The organism is Arthrobacter zhaoxinii (assembly GCF_025244925.1).
Classification (GTDB): domain Bacteria; phylum Actinomycetota; class Actinomycetes; order Actinomycetales; family Micrococcaceae; genus Arthrobacter_B; species Arthrobacter_B zhaoxinii.
In genome coordinates this window covers 3,354,005-3,368,707 of record NZ_CP104275.1, presented here as the reverse complement: position 1 = coordinate 3,368,707, position 14,703 = coordinate 3,354,005, and the positions used below count along the sequence as shown (strand labels likewise).

At 68.9% G+C, this 14,703-nt stretch carries 15 protein-coding genes; 2 read left to right on the top strand and 13 right to left on the bottom strand.

All coding sequences use genetic code 11. The features are described from left to right. Positions 1-29 precede the first annotated feature (29 nt). Positions 30-542 carry an adenylyl-sulfate kinase gene (locus N2K95_RS15775; RefSeq protein ID WP_260652322.1) on the bottom strand — a complete coding sequence of 171 codons (513 nt, stop codon included), beginning with the start codon at positions 540-542 and terminating at the stop codon, positions 30-32. 128 nt (positions 543-670) lie between these two features. On the opposite strand from N2K95_RS15775, the gene N2K95_RS15770 reads away from it, so the two are divergent. Further along, positions 671-1,153, top strand: a complete 483-nt coding sequence (locus tag N2K95_RS15770; RefSeq protein ID WP_260652321.1) for a GNAT family N-acetyltransferase — start codon at positions 671-673, stop codon at positions 1,151-1,153. Between the two features lie 11 nt (positions 1,154-1,164). Here the strand turns inward: N2K95_RS15770 and N2K95_RS15765 are convergent, their stop codons facing one another. From N2K95_RS15765 to N2K95_RS15735, 7 genes are read right to left on the bottom strand one after another with little or no spacing between them, the layout of a single operon-like run. Next, positions 1,165-1,938: an SDR family oxidoreductase gene (locus N2K95_RS15765; RefSeq protein ID WP_260652320.1), complete on the bottom strand. Its 774-nt coding sequence runs from the start codon at positions 1,936-1,938 to the stop codon at positions 1,165-1,167. Between the two features lie 39 nt (positions 1,939-1,977). After that, on the bottom strand, positions 1,978-3,342 hold the full coding sequence (locus N2K95_RS15760) for a PfkB family carbohydrate kinase (RefSeq protein ID WP_260652319.1): 1,365 nt from the start codon (positions 3,340-3,342) through the stop codon (positions 1,978-1,980). Further along, positions 3,339-3,986 (bottom strand): D-sedoheptulose-7-phosphate isomerase, encoded by a 648-nt coding sequence (locus N2K95_RS15755; RefSeq protein ID WP_407080097.1) that lies wholly within the window; start codon positions 3,984-3,986, stop codon positions 3,339-3,341. Before N2K95_RS15755 ends, N2K95_RS15760 begins: the two co-directional genes overlap by 4 nt. Then, on the bottom strand, positions 3,983-5,236 hold the full coding sequence (locus tag N2K95_RS15750; RefSeq protein ID WP_260652318.1) for a glycosyltransferase: 1,254 nt from the start codon (positions 5,234-5,236) through the stop codon (positions 3,983-3,985). Before N2K95_RS15750 ends, N2K95_RS15755 begins: the two co-directional genes overlap by 4 nt. Further along, positions 5,233-6,261: a glycosyltransferase gene (locus tag N2K95_RS15745; protein WP_260652317.1), complete on the bottom strand. Its 1,029-nt coding sequence runs from the start codon at positions 6,259-6,261 to the stop codon at positions 5,233-5,235. Before N2K95_RS15745 ends, N2K95_RS15750 begins: the two co-directional genes overlap by 4 nt. Next, positions 6,258-7,319: a glycosyltransferase family 9 protein gene (locus tag N2K95_RS15740; protein WP_260652316.1), complete on the bottom strand. Its 1,062-nt coding sequence runs from the start codon at positions 7,317-7,319 to the stop codon at positions 6,258-6,260. Before N2K95_RS15740 ends, N2K95_RS15745 begins: the two co-directional genes overlap by 4 nt. Continuing rightward, complete coding sequence (locus N2K95_RS15735) at positions 7,316-7,849, bottom strand: D-glycero-alpha-D-manno-heptose-1,7-bisphosphate 7-phosphatase (protein WP_260652315.1); 534 nt, start codon at positions 7,847-7,849, stop codon at positions 7,316-7,318. Before N2K95_RS15735 ends, N2K95_RS15740 begins: the two co-directional genes overlap by 4 nt. 158 nt (positions 7,850-8,007) lie before the next feature. On the opposite strand from N2K95_RS15735, the gene N2K95_RS15730 reads away from it, so the two are divergent. Next, a complete protein-coding gene (locus tag N2K95_RS15730) occupies positions 8,008-8,946 on the top strand; it encodes a glycosyltransferase family 9 protein (RefSeq protein WP_260652314.1) in 939 nt (312 codons plus the stop codon). Here the strand turns inward: N2K95_RS15730 and N2K95_RS15725 are convergent. The 5 genes from N2K95_RS15725 to N2K95_RS15705 all read right to left on the bottom strand — a co-directional run bounded on the left by N2K95_RS15725 (position 8,943) and on the right by N2K95_RS15705 (position 14,641). Next, complete coding sequence (locus N2K95_RS15725) at positions 8,943-9,992, bottom strand: S66 family peptidase (RefSeq protein WP_260652313.1); 1,050 nt, start codon at positions 9,990-9,992, stop codon at positions 8,943-8,945. The genes N2K95_RS15730 and N2K95_RS15725 overlap by 4 nt on opposite strands. Before the next feature lie 54 nt (positions 9,993-10,046). Then, the gene (locus N2K95_RS15720; protein WP_260652312.1) at positions 10,047-10,844 is read right to left on the bottom strand and encodes a sigma-70 family RNA polymerase sigma factor; all 798 of its coding nucleotides are present in this window, start codon (positions 10,842-10,844) and stop codon (positions 10,047-10,049) included. A 78-nt stretch (positions 10,845-10,922) separates the two neighbouring features. Then, the gene (locus N2K95_RS15715) at positions 10,923-11,282 is read right to left on the bottom strand and encodes a hypothetical protein (RefSeq protein WP_260652311.1); all 360 of its coding nucleotides are present in this window, start codon (positions 11,280-11,282) and stop codon (positions 10,923-10,925) included. Between the two features lie 99 nt (positions 11,283-11,381). Beyond that, entirely contained in the window at positions 11,382-12,053 is a 672-nt protein-coding gene (locus N2K95_RS15710) for a hypothetical protein (protein WP_260652310.1), read from the bottom strand. A 95-nt stretch (positions 12,054-12,148) separates the two neighbouring features. Beyond that, the gene (locus tag N2K95_RS15705) at positions 12,149-14,641 is read right to left on the bottom strand and encodes an LPXTG cell wall anchor domain-containing protein (RefSeq protein WP_260652309.1); all 2,493 of its coding nucleotides are present in this window, start codon (positions 14,639-14,641) and stop codon (positions 12,149-12,151) included. Between the last annotated feature and the right edge of the window lie 62 nt (positions 14,642-14,703).

Here is a 14,703-nt window from a genome sequence, read left to right as displayed (position 1 = left end):
CCGGTGCCGCTTCCCGGAGCGGTGCAGGTTCACCAGCCCAAATGGAGCAGTATTTCTCCGGCAACCTGCTCGATGTCCTTGTGATCGGTGTCCACCGCCAGAACATTCGCCGGCGCCTGGTCCGCGAGGATCCGCGCCATGGCGTTGCTCCGGGCGGCGTGCCGCTCCAGTTCCGCTCCGCGTTCCCGCAGCGAGAGCCGCTCCAACGCGGATCGATCCGTGGCCGTGAGCAGGATGCCGCGGACCACCGGGTTGGTGCCCATGGCCGCCGCAAGAGAATCCATTTCCAGGACGCTTACGGTGTTGGTATAGATCAGCCGGTCATAGCCCAGCTCCCGGTAGTTAGCCCACATAGCCTGCAGGTTCCGTGCCGCCAGCTCGTGTTCCCACGGTTCCGGGTACGCCAGGTCCAGGTTGTCTCCCTCGATGACACAGTGGCGGACCCGGCGCTCCGCCAGCAGGGAATGCAGGGCCATGGCGACGCTGGTCTTGCCCACCCCGGCACGGCCGCCAATAAAAACGGCCTGATCTACGGTCGTCACGCAGCCCCCGAGGCCTAGGAAGAAAATGCAGTTCCCAGTGATCATAGGGAAGGGGAACCGGTGACGAAAGGACCACTGCCGCCGTTTCGAGGCGGGGTGTTGGGTAACAGCGATTAGGATCGGGTCCCATGTACCTGCGCGCCGCTGCCGACTCAGATTTTCCCTTTCTCGTGGACATTCTTTTGCACGCTTTCAACTGGTCCGGGGAGCCGACCTTTACGAAGGATCAGCTGCTGAACACCCCCGCGGTCAGCCACTATGTGGCCGGGTGGAAGCGGGAGCAGGATTTCGGAACCGTCGCTGAAACGGATGACGGCCGTCCCATCGGAGCTGTCTGGGCGCGCCTGCTGAGCCAGGCCGATCCCGGCTACGGCTTCGTGTCGGATGCGATCCCCGAGCTGACCATGGGAGTCCTGCCCGGGCACCGCGGCAGCGGTGCCGGCACCGCACTGATGACGGCCGTCGTCGAACAGGCACAAGGGCTGGGGATCGACGCGCTAAGCCTGAGCGTGGAGGACGCCAATCCCGCCCGGCGCCTGTATGAGCGGGCGGGCTTTCGCAAGGTCGACAGGAGCGGGGACTCGGACACCATGCTGCTGCGCCTGCCGTAAGCAATCCCCGGTCACGGCCAGGATTCCTCCTCCTCGTGGCAGATGACCATTTCGCGCACTTCGCTGCCCTGCGGCTGCCCCAGCACAAAAAGGATCGCCGCGGCCACGTTCTCCGGATCGTTCAATCGTGAGTCGTCCTGGGGGCGGTACTGCTCGGTGCGGTCGTCGAAGAACCGGGTCTTCATGCCGGCCGGAATCATGGTGGTCACGCCCACCTGTCCGCGGGTCTCGGCCGCCAGCGCCCGGCTGAACCCGATCACCCCGAACTTGGAGGCGCAGTACGCTGTCGCATCGGCCACCGCCTTGATGCCCAGTGAGGACGCCACCGTGACCACCCGGCCGTGGGAAACGGTCAGGTACGGCAGCGCGGCCCGGATGACGGATACCGTGCCGAGCAGGTTCACGCCGATCACTTTCTCCCATTCGGCGGCCGCCACGTCCTCCAGCCGCCCGCACCGGTCAATTCCCGCGGCGGTGACCACGGCATCCAGCCCGCCGAGCATCAACGCCGCTTCGCGGACCGCTACTTCCACCGAGGCGCGGTCCGCGACGTCAACCTGCAGGGCCTTGGCTTCGGCAACCGAGCTGACATCGCGGTCCAGCACCACCACGCTGCCCCCGGCGGCGGTGACGGCAGCTGTGACGGCGGCGCCCAGCCCGGATCCACCGCCGGTCACCAGGACGCGGCCGCGGAAGGCGGTCTGCAGGCGGGGCCCCCGAAGGGCGGGGTCCGGGGTCGGGCCGGGGACGGTCGCAGGTAGGGGGGCCACAGGGTTCAAGCTCATGGGATTTCCTTTCGGTAGAACGGGTCTGAGTCAGTTCGCCTAGCCGACCTTTGCCAGTGCGGAGGCCAGGGCGGTGGTGGACCGCGCCGGATGGAACGGGACGGTGACGGTCTCCCCGCCCCAGGAACGGATCAGCGCGGCCTCCGGGAGCTGGTCTTCGCGGTAGTCCCCGCCCTTGACCCAGATGTCCGGCCGCAGGCGCTCCAGCACCGCCGCAGGGGTGTCCTCCTCGAAGACCAGCACCCCGTCCACGCATTCCAGGGCCTGCAGCAGTTCCGCCCGGTCCCCGACGCCGATGATCGGGCGCTGCTCGCCTTTGAGCCGCCGGACGGAATCATCGGAGTTCAGGCAGACAATCAAACAGTCGCCCAGACCGCGGGCCGCCAGCAGGGTCCGGGCATGGCCGGCATGCAGCAGGTCGAAGCAGCCGCCGGTGGCCACCACGGTTCCGCCGCGTTCCCGGATCCGCGCCGCCGTCGCCATGGCGTCCGGCGTTTCGGGGCCCGGCAGCCGCAGAACTTCCCCTGCGTCGAGGCCGGCCACACCACCGGCGGCCAGGAAGGCGGCCGCGGCGGACACGGCGTCTTCGGCGGCGGCCTCCAGCCCGGCGCCGTCGAGCAGGCGGGCGGTAAGTGAAGCGGCAAACCGGTCCCCGGCACCGCACGGATCGTCCACGGAAATCCTCGGGGCGGGAAGGACCTGCGCCAGGCCCGCCGCGGGGAGGGCCAGCGCCCCCTGTGCTCCCATGGTGATGACCACCGACCGGCTCTGCCAGCGGGTCAGCAGCTGTTCGGCTGCGCGTAATGCCGCCGGAACGCCGCCCGGCACCCGCCCGGCGGTCTGCAGGGCCTCCGCCAGGTTCGGCGTGACCGCCGCGACGCCGGGCACCGGCTCAGCCCCGGCCGGATGCGGGTCCCAGACCACGGGAATGCGCTGGGCCAGGATCTCCAGCAGATCCCGCAGGGCGGGATTGGCGGTGAGCCCGCGGCCGTAGTCGGCCACCACCACCGCGTCGGCTGCCGCCACGACGGACAGCATCTGTGCGGTGACCGCGGGGACCGGGGCGGGGGAGCAGCCGGAGTCGAAGCGGACGACGGCGTGGGTGCCGGCCCGGATCCGGGTCTTGACCGGGGTGGGCGCGTCCGACGGACCGCAGGTCAACGGGATGCCGGCCAGCGCGGACCGCAGCAGTCCGGAGGCGTCGTCGTCGGACAGTACCGTCACCAGATGGACCTGCCGGCCGTCCCGTTCCAGCATCCGCGCCACCAGGCCCGCCCCGCCGGCCCGCCGGCCGACGTCGTCCACCTCCACGACGGGGACGGGCGCGTCGGGGGAGAGCCGCTGGGCGGAACCGGAAATGTCCGTGTCGAGGAGGACATCGCCCACCACTACGATCGTTTTCACGATGTTCCTCCTGCGCTGGTACGCCGATCGATTTCGGCGTCAAAGGACCGGCAGAGCGCATGGAGGGCAACCAGATGGGCCTCCTGCGCGTTCGCCGCCGGCGCGTCGATGGCGATGAAGTCCTCGCAGGCGGCCGTGAGCGGATTCGGTGCGGGACCGGTAAGGGCCCAGGTGCGCAGACCGGCAGCGTGCGCGGCCTGCACCGCGGCCAGCAGGTTGGGGCTGGCGCCGCTGGTGGAGAACAGGATCAGGACGTCCCCGGGCCTGCCGTGGCCCTGCACCTGCCGGGCGAAAAGCTGCTCGAAGCCGTAATCGTTGGCGATGGCCGTCACGGCGGAGGTTTCCGCGTGCAGGGCGATGGCGGAAAACGGGCGGCGCTCGCCGTCGAACCGTCCCACCAGTTCCGCGCTCAGGTGCTGGGCTTCGGCGGCGGATCCGCCGTTTCCGGCGGTCAGCAGCCGGTGCCCGGCCAGCAGGCGGGCTGCCAGCTCCACCCCCCAGTCGGTCAGGTGCCGGGCCTGCCGCTGGACGGACATCAGGGCGGGCTGCGCGTTGGCCAGATGGTCCAGCACGGCCTGTTCCGGTGCCGCAGGTCCCGCACCGGGTAGGGCCGGGGCGGCGGTGACCGATGATTCGATGCTCACAGTGCCTTCCCTCCCAGCGGCTGCAGCCGGGCCGGCCGGGCGGTGGCCCCCAGGGCCAGCTGATAGGCCTTCTCCGTGTCCAGCGCCACCCGGTCCCAGGAGTAGCGGGCGGAGGCGCGCTGCCGCCCCGCCGCACCGAGCCGCCGCGCGTAGCGGGGATTCTGCAGTAATTCCGAGAGCGCCGCGGCCAGGGCTGCCGGATCCCGGGGCGGCACATGCAGCCCGGTTTTGCCGTGGACCACGGTGTCGATCAGCCCGCCGACGGCGGCCGCCACCACCGGCACGGCGCACGCCATGGCCTCCAGCGGGACGATGCCGAAGGGTTCGTACCAGGGGGCGCACACCACGGCGTCGGCGCTGCGCAGCACCGCGGGCATTTGTTCGCGGGGGACCTGTCCCCGGAGCAGCACCCGGTCCGCCACGCCCAGGGACCGGGCGAGGGCCAGCAGCCGGCGGGCCTCCGGGTCCGATTCCAATCCCGCGCTGTCACTTGAGCCGCCGACAATCAGCAGTTCCACGTCCGCCAGGCCCTCGTCCCGCAGCAGCGCCAGCGCACGGATGGCCAGGTCCACGCCCTTGCGCGGCACCAGGCGCCCGACGGCGGCAATCCGGTACCGCCGTCCGCGCGGCTCCGCCGGTCCCCCGGGAGCAAAGAGGGAAACGTCCACGCCGCAGGGGGCGATGGAGATCCGGTTGCCGGGCACCCCGATGGCCTTGAGTTCAAAGACTTCGTCCGAGCACGTGGCCAGGACCCGGTCCGCCCGCCGCCCTACGGAGGGCTCCAGCCAGGCCCGCTCCGGCGGGGACGTGTCGTCGCAGCCCTGATGCCGTTTCTTCACGGTGCCCAGGGCATGGAAGGTGTGGACCACCGGCACGCCCTCCGGTGCCTTGCCGGCTGCCTCCAGTGCCGCGAGGCCGGACATCCAGAAGTGTGAATGCACGACGTCGGGCGGTTCGGTGCCCCAGTCGGCGAGGACCCCGCCGGCCAGCTGCCCCATGTAGGGCAGCAGGTCATCCTTGGGCAGCGGCAGCGCAGGACCGGCCGTTACATGCACCACCTCCAGGCCGTCCTGGACCTGGACCCGGTCCGGGAGTCCGGGATCATCCCGCCGGGTGTACACCTGAACGGTGTGGCCGCGGGCTGCCAGTGCCACGGAGAGCGCCGCCACGTGCACGTTCTGGCCGCCGGCATCCACCCCGCCGAGGGCGGCCAGCGGACTTGCATGTTCGGACACCATCGAGATTTTCACTGTTGTCCCCCTCCTGTTGATGCCGGCATGGGTCCTGCCGCGGCACGCGGCGGCGCGGTGGAGGCCGTTCCTGTCAGCAGGTCCGCGAAGAGTCCGTCCCAGTCGGACAGGAACCGGTCCAGCCCGTACCGGGCCAGTGCGGCCTGGCGGGCCGTCCGGCCGCAGGCGCGGGCCTGTTCCGGATCTGCCAGGAAGAGCTGCGCAGCCTGGCGGAGCTCGTCGGGATCGTTGCTGACCATTCCCGCCCCCGGCGGAACAGCCCGGACGGTTTCGGTAGTGGCAAGGGCGAGCACCGGCAGGCCCATGTGCATGGCTTCGAGCAGGGACAGGCCCAACGAAGTCCACCTCATCGGGTGCAGGTAGGCCCGGCAGCCGGCCAGCTCCCGGTGCAGCCGGGCAACCGGGAGGTCGCCGCGGATCAGCAGCCGGTCCGGCCCGAGCAGCGCGGGCAGCCGTTCGGTGCCGAGGCCGAAGACTTCCAGCGGAGCGGTCCGGGCGAAGGCCGGCAGCAGATCGGTTCCGGCCACCCGGCCGCGGCGCACCGGTTCGTTCACCACAACGCCCAGGTGCGGGCGCTCCCCGGAATAGAGATAGCCGGGATCGGGTATGCCGTGTTCGATCACCCGGACCGGTGTCTCCCCGTTGTCCCAGAACAGGCTGTTGAACTGTGTCACGTGCACAATCGGGATGTCCGTCTGGCCGGCCAGGGGATGCCGGGTCTCGGGCACACTGCCGCGCGGCGTGTTGTGTTCCAGGAACACCGCCGGAATGTCACGGCCCGGCCGGCGGCCGAGCAGGCGGGTGCAGGCCTCGATTTCCTCGATGCGCTGCAGCACCACCACGTCGATCTGCTGTCCGCGCAGCTCGTCCGGCGCCAGTTCGACGGCGGACCGGGGCCAGGGCCGGCCGCCGCGGCCCAGCCCCCAGCCGTCCCGGGCGGGGGTGGCCGGCAGCAGATACTCGTGCCCGCCGCGGACGAAGGCCTCCATCCAGCCGCCGTGCACGTGCCACAGCAGGATCTTCATCGGTGCCTCATTTCGCGGTGCGTCTGCAGGGACGGGACGCCGTTGACCAGGCGCTGCACTGCCTCCACCACCTGTTCCGGAGAGACCCCGGACAGGCAGGGGTGGCCGGGCACGGGACAGGTCCGGGCCCGGGTTCCGCTGCAGGCGGCGTGCTGCTCGCCCAGCAGTTCCAGCGGCACCCGGTAGGGCGCCCAGCGGATGGCGGGGACCACGGGGGCAAAGAGACTGACCACGGGGGTGCCCGCGGCGGCGGCGAGATGGGCCGGTCCGGTGTTTCCGACCACCACTGCATCGGCTCCGGCCAGGACGGCCGCCAGCGCGGCCAGGTCGGTGCGTCCGCCCAGGTCCAGGCCGGCGACTGCCGCCACCGTCGCGGTTAATTCCTTCTCGCCCGGGCCGCCGGTGACCACCACGCGGAAGCCGGCGGCGGTGAGCAGTTCGACGGCGGCCGCATGGTGCAGTGCCGGCCAGGCCCGTGCCGGCACTGCGGCGCCGGGATGCACCACGATGTAGGGGCCGGCGCCCACCAGAGGGGAGACATCGGGCAGCGGACCCAGCCGCAGCCGGCCGTCGTCGCCGGCCGGAAGCGCAAAACCCGCGGCAGCCGTGATCCGCAGTGCACGTTCGGCCTCGGGCTGGTCTTCGAGGAAGTCCTCCCCGGGCTTGAGCCGGGTGGTCAGCAACGTGCCGGCGTAATCCGTGGATGCCGCGGTGATGGTGCGGATCCCCGCGTCCCGGAGCAGCAGCGCCAGCGGCAGCGGGGACTGGTGGAAGGACGTGAGGATTACCGCTTCCTCGGTCCGAGCGGAGCGGACCAGCTGCAGCAGGGCCTGCATCAGGTCGGGGGTGGGTTCCGGGGCGGGGTTCAGGATCCAGGGGCAGGGCCATTGCAATACCTGCGCGACGCCGGGCAGCAGCCGGCCGGCGGCCGCGCCCTGCGGACCGCACAGCAAAACCGCCTCCACTCCCGGGGCGGCGGCGACTGCCCGGACGGCGGGGCCCGCGAGCAGAACGTCGCCGGCGCCGTCGAGCCGGGCGATCAGTACCCGGCGGCTCATCCGTTCCCCCACAGCAGGTCCACGGCCTCGGCCAGATCGCGGGCCACGAGCCGGGCCGCGGCGGTCTCAGCGGGGAGGGTAGCGGCGGTGGGCACCAATACACCGCGTGACCCCGCGGCAGCTGCGGCTTTAACGTCGGAACCAATGTCGCCGATGACGGCTACTTCCACGGGGTCGAGCCCCAGGCGGCGGCTGGCCCGCAGCACCAGGCCGGGCATCGGCTTGCGGCAAATGCAGCCGTAGCCGGGAACATGCGGGCAGATTTCCCAGACGTCGAACGGCCCCAGCAGGTCTTCTACGGCGGCGTTGACTGCCGCCACGTCCTCGGCGGACAGCCTCCCGCTGCCGATGCCGGACTGGTTGGTGACCACCCCTACGGGTACGCCCCGGCGGCGGAGCCCGGCCAGCACCCCGGCAGCGCCGGGCATCGGCCGCACCCGTGCCGGGTCCGCGTTGTAGGGGACGTCGACTATCAGCGTTCCGTCCCGGTCAAACAGGACGGCACGCGGCGGCGGCCGGAAGAACTCCATACCGCATCTGTTCCCCGCCGGAAGGAAAGCTAAACATCCCGCCGGTCACTTCCTGGACAGCCTCCACTGCCGCCCCACGCGTATCCCGAGCCGCTGGGTTCTGGCAGGATGTGGACGTTCCTGGCAGGAGAAGCACCGACCGGAAGGACACCGCGACCATGCCCGAACCGGCTGACCGTCCCGAACTGCTGGTGCTGCGCGCACTGAAACTGGGGGATCTCCTGGTGGCGGTTCCCGCACTGAAGGCCCTGCGGCGGGCCTTCCCCGGGCACCGCATCCGCTATGCGGCGCAGGAGTGGCTGCGCCCCATCCTGCCGCTCACCGGTGCCGTGGATGACCTGCTTCCCCTGCACGGCCTCGATGTGCCCATTCCCCTCGAGCCCGGACAGCTCGACATTGCCGTCAACCTGCACGGCAGCGGCCCGGAGAGCTGCAGCCGGCTGGAGGTACTACAGCCCTCACGGCTCATCGGACATGCCGGACCCGGCTGGGACGGCCCGCCGTGGAAGGACGGCGTGCACGAACGCGAGCGGTGGGCGGGGCTGCTGTCCTGGCACGGAATCCCTGCCGATCCGCTGGATTACCGCCTGGACCCGCCGGCGGCGTGGTCGACGGCGCCGGAAGCGGTGGTGATCCATGTGGGGGCGGCGTACGGCAGCCGGCTGTGGCCCGCAGCCCGGTTTGCCGCCGTCGCCCGTGAACTGGACACCGCAGGTTCACCGATTCTCTTCACCGGCAGCGGAGGTGAACGCCGGCGGGCGCTCGCCGTGGCCGACGCCGCCGGGCTGGCGCCGGAGCGCGTCGTGGCAGGTGAACTCCGGCTGGAGGAGTTTGCCGCCGTCATTGCCCGGTCCCGGCTGGTGATCTCCGCCGATACCGGTGCCGCGCATCTCGCGTCCGCCTATGCCCGGCCGTCGGTGGTCCTGTTCGGCCCGGCGCCGGTCAGCGAATGGGGGCCGCCTCCGGGCCCGCACATCGCCCTGACCGACGAAACCCGGCGCCGCGGGGACACCTTCGCCGTAGACCCTGATCCCGCTCTGCTGGCGGTCACTGTGGAGGATGTCCTGGCCGCCGTCGAAAAGCTGGACGCGTTCTAGCCGTCGGCGAGGCGCAGCCTGCCGCCGGATGAGTCCACCGCCAGTTCCGCCCGGCCGCCGATGGGCAGGGTCAACTGCGGCTGGGTGTGGCCGAAATCCACGTTGGCCAGGACCGGCAGGCCGGCCAGCGCCGGCTGGGCCGTGATTTCCTGCAGATGCGCCCGGGTGATGCCGCTCGAACGCTGGAACCTGCCGATGACCAGGCCCTGAATATCTTCCGCGTCCGGCAACTGGAGCAATGAGGTGAGGTCACGGGCAAAGGTCATCGGATCGGTGGAAGCATCGTCTTCCAGCATCAGGACGCTGCCTGCCAGCGGAGGCATCTGCGCGGTGCCCTGCAAGAGGTTCAGCGTGCACAGGTTCCCGCCGATGATGCGCCCGGCTGCGCTGCCCTGCTGCAGCGGCCACCATCCTTCCCCCGCCAGGGGACTGCGGTTGTCCTGGTCCAGGAACCAGGCATCGTCGGTCCACTCCGCGGACGGGGTGAGTTCCATCCGGTAGCCGTCAACCAGGGCGTCCACGAACCACTGCCGGGTCAGGTCAAAGTGGTCCCGCATGCCGAAGCTGGACCAGTGCGGACCGGAGTAGGTGACCAGGCCCGTGCGGGCGAAAATCGCGTTCTGCAGTGCCGTGATGTCGGAGTATCCGCACAGGATTTTCGGATTGGCGGCAATCAGGTCCCAGTCCAGGTACGGGAGGAGTTCGTTGCTGTTGAAGCCGCCGATGACGGTCAGGATGCCCTTGACTGCCGGATCCGCAAACGCGTCATGCAGGTCAGCGACGCGGGAGGCGACCGAGGAAGAGTCGAACATGTCGCGTTCATCCACATGGCTGCCGTAGGAAAGCCGCAGGCCCAGGTCGGCGAAACGGCTCTCGATAAGTGCACTGTGGTCGTGTTCGGCGACCATGGCCCGGCTGCTCGCCGGGGCAATGACGCGCAGCAGGTCGCCCCTGGCCAGTTTCGGAGGCACGGTGACTGTGGGTGCGGTGACTGTGGGTGCGGTGATTGCGGAGGCGGCGTTTTCGGGAGCGGCGGAGGGATTCATGGTGGAACGATAGCAAGGCCGACGGCGGTATCCGGGCAGGAACGCGTTGCAGGTTCAGGCTGTGGCTGTGCCTTTGCCGGCAGGGGCGGCCGTCCGGCCTCGGAAAGCGGGGGCGTCCAGGAGCTCATGCTGCAGCCGGACCAGGATCCTGGCCAGTCCACGGGAAACCTGCATCTGTGTCAGGCCCAGGCGCTCGCCGATGGCCTGCTGGGATTCCTCGTGGAAATACCGAAGGAACAGCAGTTCCTTGTCCTGGCCGGAAAGGTTCCGCACAGCACGGCGGAGCATGGCCAGGTTTTCGGCGCGTTCCAACCGTCCGTCGGCGACGGCGCACTCTTCCGATCCGTTGATGTCGGCGAGGGCTTCGAGGGACTCCGGGCGCAGGCTGCTTTGGCAGTTCAGTGCCTCCGCAACGGTTTTGGCAGTGACCCCCAGCGCTTCGGCGAGTTCCCGCAGCGAAGGTTCACGTCCCAGGGCCTGGAGAAGCTCCGGCTGGAGGCGGGCGAGGGAGGTCCGCAGATCCTGGAGCTGCCGGGGCGGCCGGACCATCCAGGTGGAATCACGGAGGTAGCGCTTGAGCTCGCCGTGGACGGTGGGAACCGCGAAGGCGGGGAAATGCGGACCGACAGCAGGGTCGAAACGCCGGACCGCCTTGATGAGCCCCAGATAGGCGACCTGGCGCAGATCCGCGAGCTCGCGTCCCCTCCCGGCATAGGAAACTGCTGCCGTTTCGGCGATTTCGCGGTATCTGAGGACCAGTTCGTTGTGCAGGGCCTGCTGCAGGTCACCGCGTGCCTGGCGGGCTCTTTCGAATGGAAGCAGGGACGGCGGAACACTGGAGAGAGCGCTCATGAGCGGCAGGGGGTTTCGGCAGCAGGTCCGGCCCACTGCTGGACCGCCAGATCAGGACACCAGAGCACTCATCGGTTATCAAGAGTCCGGACCACTTGTTTGTTGCTGCTTCTTGAACTGCCGTTGGAGCAGAAGGTATAAGCTCCGTGATTCGTGCGGCTGCTCGGGGGCGGCAGCACCGGCGGCGTCGGTTTCCCCTGGTTCGGCGCGGTCTTCTGCGCGGTGCAGCACCAGGGCGGCGACGGCGGCCGCGGCAACCGGTGCGCTGGCCAGGGCGATCATGAGGCTGGAGTACATCCACAGGAACATGAGGGTGGGCGGGGTGCCCATCGGTGCCTCGAGGAATCCGGCGGCCAGGACCAGCCAGAACACCGTGCAGGCGGCGAGGAGAATCCATGCGGTGCGGCGGCTGAGGAGGGAGAGCAGCGTTTGCTCCATGGCAGACGTCCAGACAGGAAGAAGGAAGACGCCGTCTGCTTGACCCATCAACCCTAGGCCCGCAGGCGGCGTCCGGCGCCGGTTCCGCTTGTCTTGTTCCTAGTTTGTGGACAGGGGGGTTGCCATCCCGGCCGATTCCTCCACAATGACAGGTACTTTTCCGGCCGGAGACTGTTCGTCGGCCGCAGCCTGCAGGGCGGGCACCTGCTCCGCGGGGACCGTAACGATTACTGCACCCGTTCGTCCGCTGGCACTGATCGAGTGCATTTCCACTCGCGGAACGGGCTTCCCGGCAATCCAGGTCTGCACCTGCGTGCGGGCCTGCAGCAGTTCGGCGGCGTTGAACGCCACAGTGACGGGAACAGCACCGGCATCGCGCACCTTTGCTTCGGCGGACGGATCCGTCACCGCGACGTGGAGTACACCGCCGTCAACCCATGCGTCCGCGTAACGGTCCCCGAGATCATGTTTGAGCCGATCGTGCAGCTGCAGGAGCCCGGTGGTGAATTCGTCTGAGGTCATGGCTGGGTCCGATCCAGGCGTTGCCGGTGCAGCCGGGGTGGCAGTACCGGAGGAGGCAGAGGGAGAGGGAGAGGGGCTGGCGGTATCCGTGGAAACAGCGGCAGAGGGCGACGGGGCGGCAGTGCCGCCGTCGCCCGGTTGCGCGCCGCACCCGCTGACTGCTGCAGCGATGACGACGGCCAAGGCTATCCCGGCCAGGGGCCGGGCGGAAGGCTGGTGGAGCGGGTGCTGCGTCCGGTTCGGGATCATGATTCCTCCTGATGCGTGACTGTAGCTTAAGCCAAAGCGGGTCCCGGCCGTTGGCAGGGACCCGCTTTAGTTATTTACCGTTGTGCTTCGGCCGGTTAGGCGTCTACAGCAACCCGGCGGCGCTTGTTGTACATCAGTGCTGCAGCACCGGCGGCGAGCAGGCCTGCTCCGCCTCCGGCCAGCAGGCCGAGGTTGGCGGCGCCGGTGTCCGGCAGATCGCCGGTACCCGCTCCGTTACCGGTACCCGCTCCGTTACCGGCGCCCGTGCCGTTGTCCGTTCCCGGGTTCGGGTTGCCGGCCGGTGTGGGATCTACGACAACCGGAGCTGCCGTGACCATGATGCTGGCGAAGTCATCGGCCGAGGCGGCTTCGTTGATGACCTGGAAGGCCTTGACGCCGTGGCTGCCTGCGCTCAGGTCGCCCATCGGTACGGTCCACGTGCCGTCTTCGTCCACGACTACGGCCTCGAGTGCCTTGTCATCGATGGCGACGGTCACCTTGGAACCGGCGGTGCCGGTTCCGGTGATGTCCTCGGGAAGGGAGCCTTCCACGAATTCCTGGCCGTCGGTCGGTGACGAGATCACGGGTGCGTCAGGGGCGACCGTGAGGGTCAGCGTCGCTGACGCTGAGCCTTCCTTGCCTGCAATGCCGGCCTGTGTAGCGGAGAGCTCATAGACGCCGTACGTCAGCGGCTCCTCGAGGGTTACCGACCAGTTGCCCTCGTCGTCGACCTCAGTCTCGAGGACAGCAGCAGCAGCTACGTCCTCTTCCTCGGCGTCGCCCGGCACGGTCAGGGCCACGGTGGCGCCGGCAACGCCGGTACCCTCAATGGTCTCGATGGAACGCAGCACGGTTCCGGGGGTGGTGAAGGCCGGAGCCGGCAGGGGTGCTTCCTTGACCGTCAGTTCGAATTCACTGACCGTGGACTTGTTGAAACCATTGACGGCCTGCGCCGTTATGGTGATCTTTTCGTCTGCAGGAATCAGGGTCGGTGCCTTGACCGTCCAGGTACCGTCGGCCGCGGTCTCTGCCTTGGCGTCTTCGCCGTCGATGGTCACGTTGACGGTGCTGCCGGCGGGGGCGGTACCGGTGATGGCGGCATCGGTTTCAACCGTACCGTTGTTCTCCGGGCTGGTCAGCGCTGGAGCATCCACGTGGATGGCAATGGTATAGCCGGGGATCACGGACATGGCACGGTCGAGGTCCGCGCCCAGGACCACGCCGGAGTCGGGTACGCCGGCGCTGATGAGGCCCACGGCCAGGTTGCCGGAGATCATGGATCCACCGGAGTCGCCGGGTGCAGCCTCAATGTTGGCCTCAAAGCCTTCAACCCAAGAGCCCTCGACGTAGAGGAGCTGATCGCTCTCGCTGATGGTGCCACAGGTCCAGAAGGTCGTCCGTCCGGACTTGCAGATCGGTGCGCCCACGACGGGAGCGGTGGATCCGGTGACCTTCACCGTGGTGGCGGAGAGATCCTCAACGCTTCTCCACTGCAGGGTTTCCGGCAGCAGGGTCAATTCGGGGTTGATCTCGTCGATGACGCCGATATCTGTACCGGGGTCGGTCTCGGTGCCGCCGAATTCGAAGGTTTCGCCGAAGAGCCCCAGGGCATAGTCATGATGCTCGAGAACGGTTTCAGGCAGTGCTCCGTCCGGGCAGTGCCCGGCAGTGATGACCGCATCCTCGCCGGCGGCATTGAACCCGCTGAATCCGATGGAGCAGGCGTAGGAACTTCCGCCCTTCGAATAGAGGTAGCCCGAACCATTCGGAATGTCTTCAAGCTTCTGCGCGCTCTGGGCGTTGTAGCTGACCGTGACGTTCGAGTATTTCGCGTCGAACTCCTGCGCTGTCATGGGCGCGGACGTGCTGCGGGCGGTCGGCGAACCGAGGGGTTCTGCGGGGCCGCCCATCTTGAGAACAAACCCATCGGCGAGGTTACCGCTGACTGACTGCAGTTTGTCCGTGCTGCCCGTTGCCGCGGCGTACTCGGCCAGGAGGCTGCGAAGATCCGATGCCTGCTTTGTTTCTTCAGGGTCAGTGTCTTCCTTGACATCTGTCTCGGGAGCTGCAGCTTCGGTTTCAGTGGGCTGGGGTGCCGGGGAAGCCTCGGGGGTCTCGGTGGCCTCGTCGAAGGTTTCTGCCGGCGTCTCCACCACAGGAGCCACGGGCTCAACAACAGTGGCCTCGAGTTCAACAGCCAGCTTCTCGAGTTCCTCGCCGCTACCCGTAATGACCAGGCCGCCGTCGAGGACCTCGATGCTGATGAAGCCTTCGGTGGCCTTGAGCTGCTCGAGGGCGTCTGAAGCCTTCTTGCCGAGCTCGCCGGCAGCCAGGAATTCCTCAACGGTCATGCCGAGGTCCCGCTGCAACGCCTCTTCCAGGCCGGGAGCCAGAGATGCTTCACCGGTTTCGGCGGGAGTCGCGGCTTCGGTCTCCAGCGGTGCAGTGGCGGGAGCATCGGTTGTTGCCGGGGTATCCCCGGTATTGGCCATGGCCGGACCGGCGATGAATGCGCCGCTCACTGCCAAAAGGGCCGCTGCGCTCAGGGCGCTGGCCCGGGCGTAGAGCGGACGTGGACTATCCTGCATGAAATTCCCCCATAAACGTCGGCCTCCGGCGTCCATGCGGGCGTGAGCAGCACTGGGACATG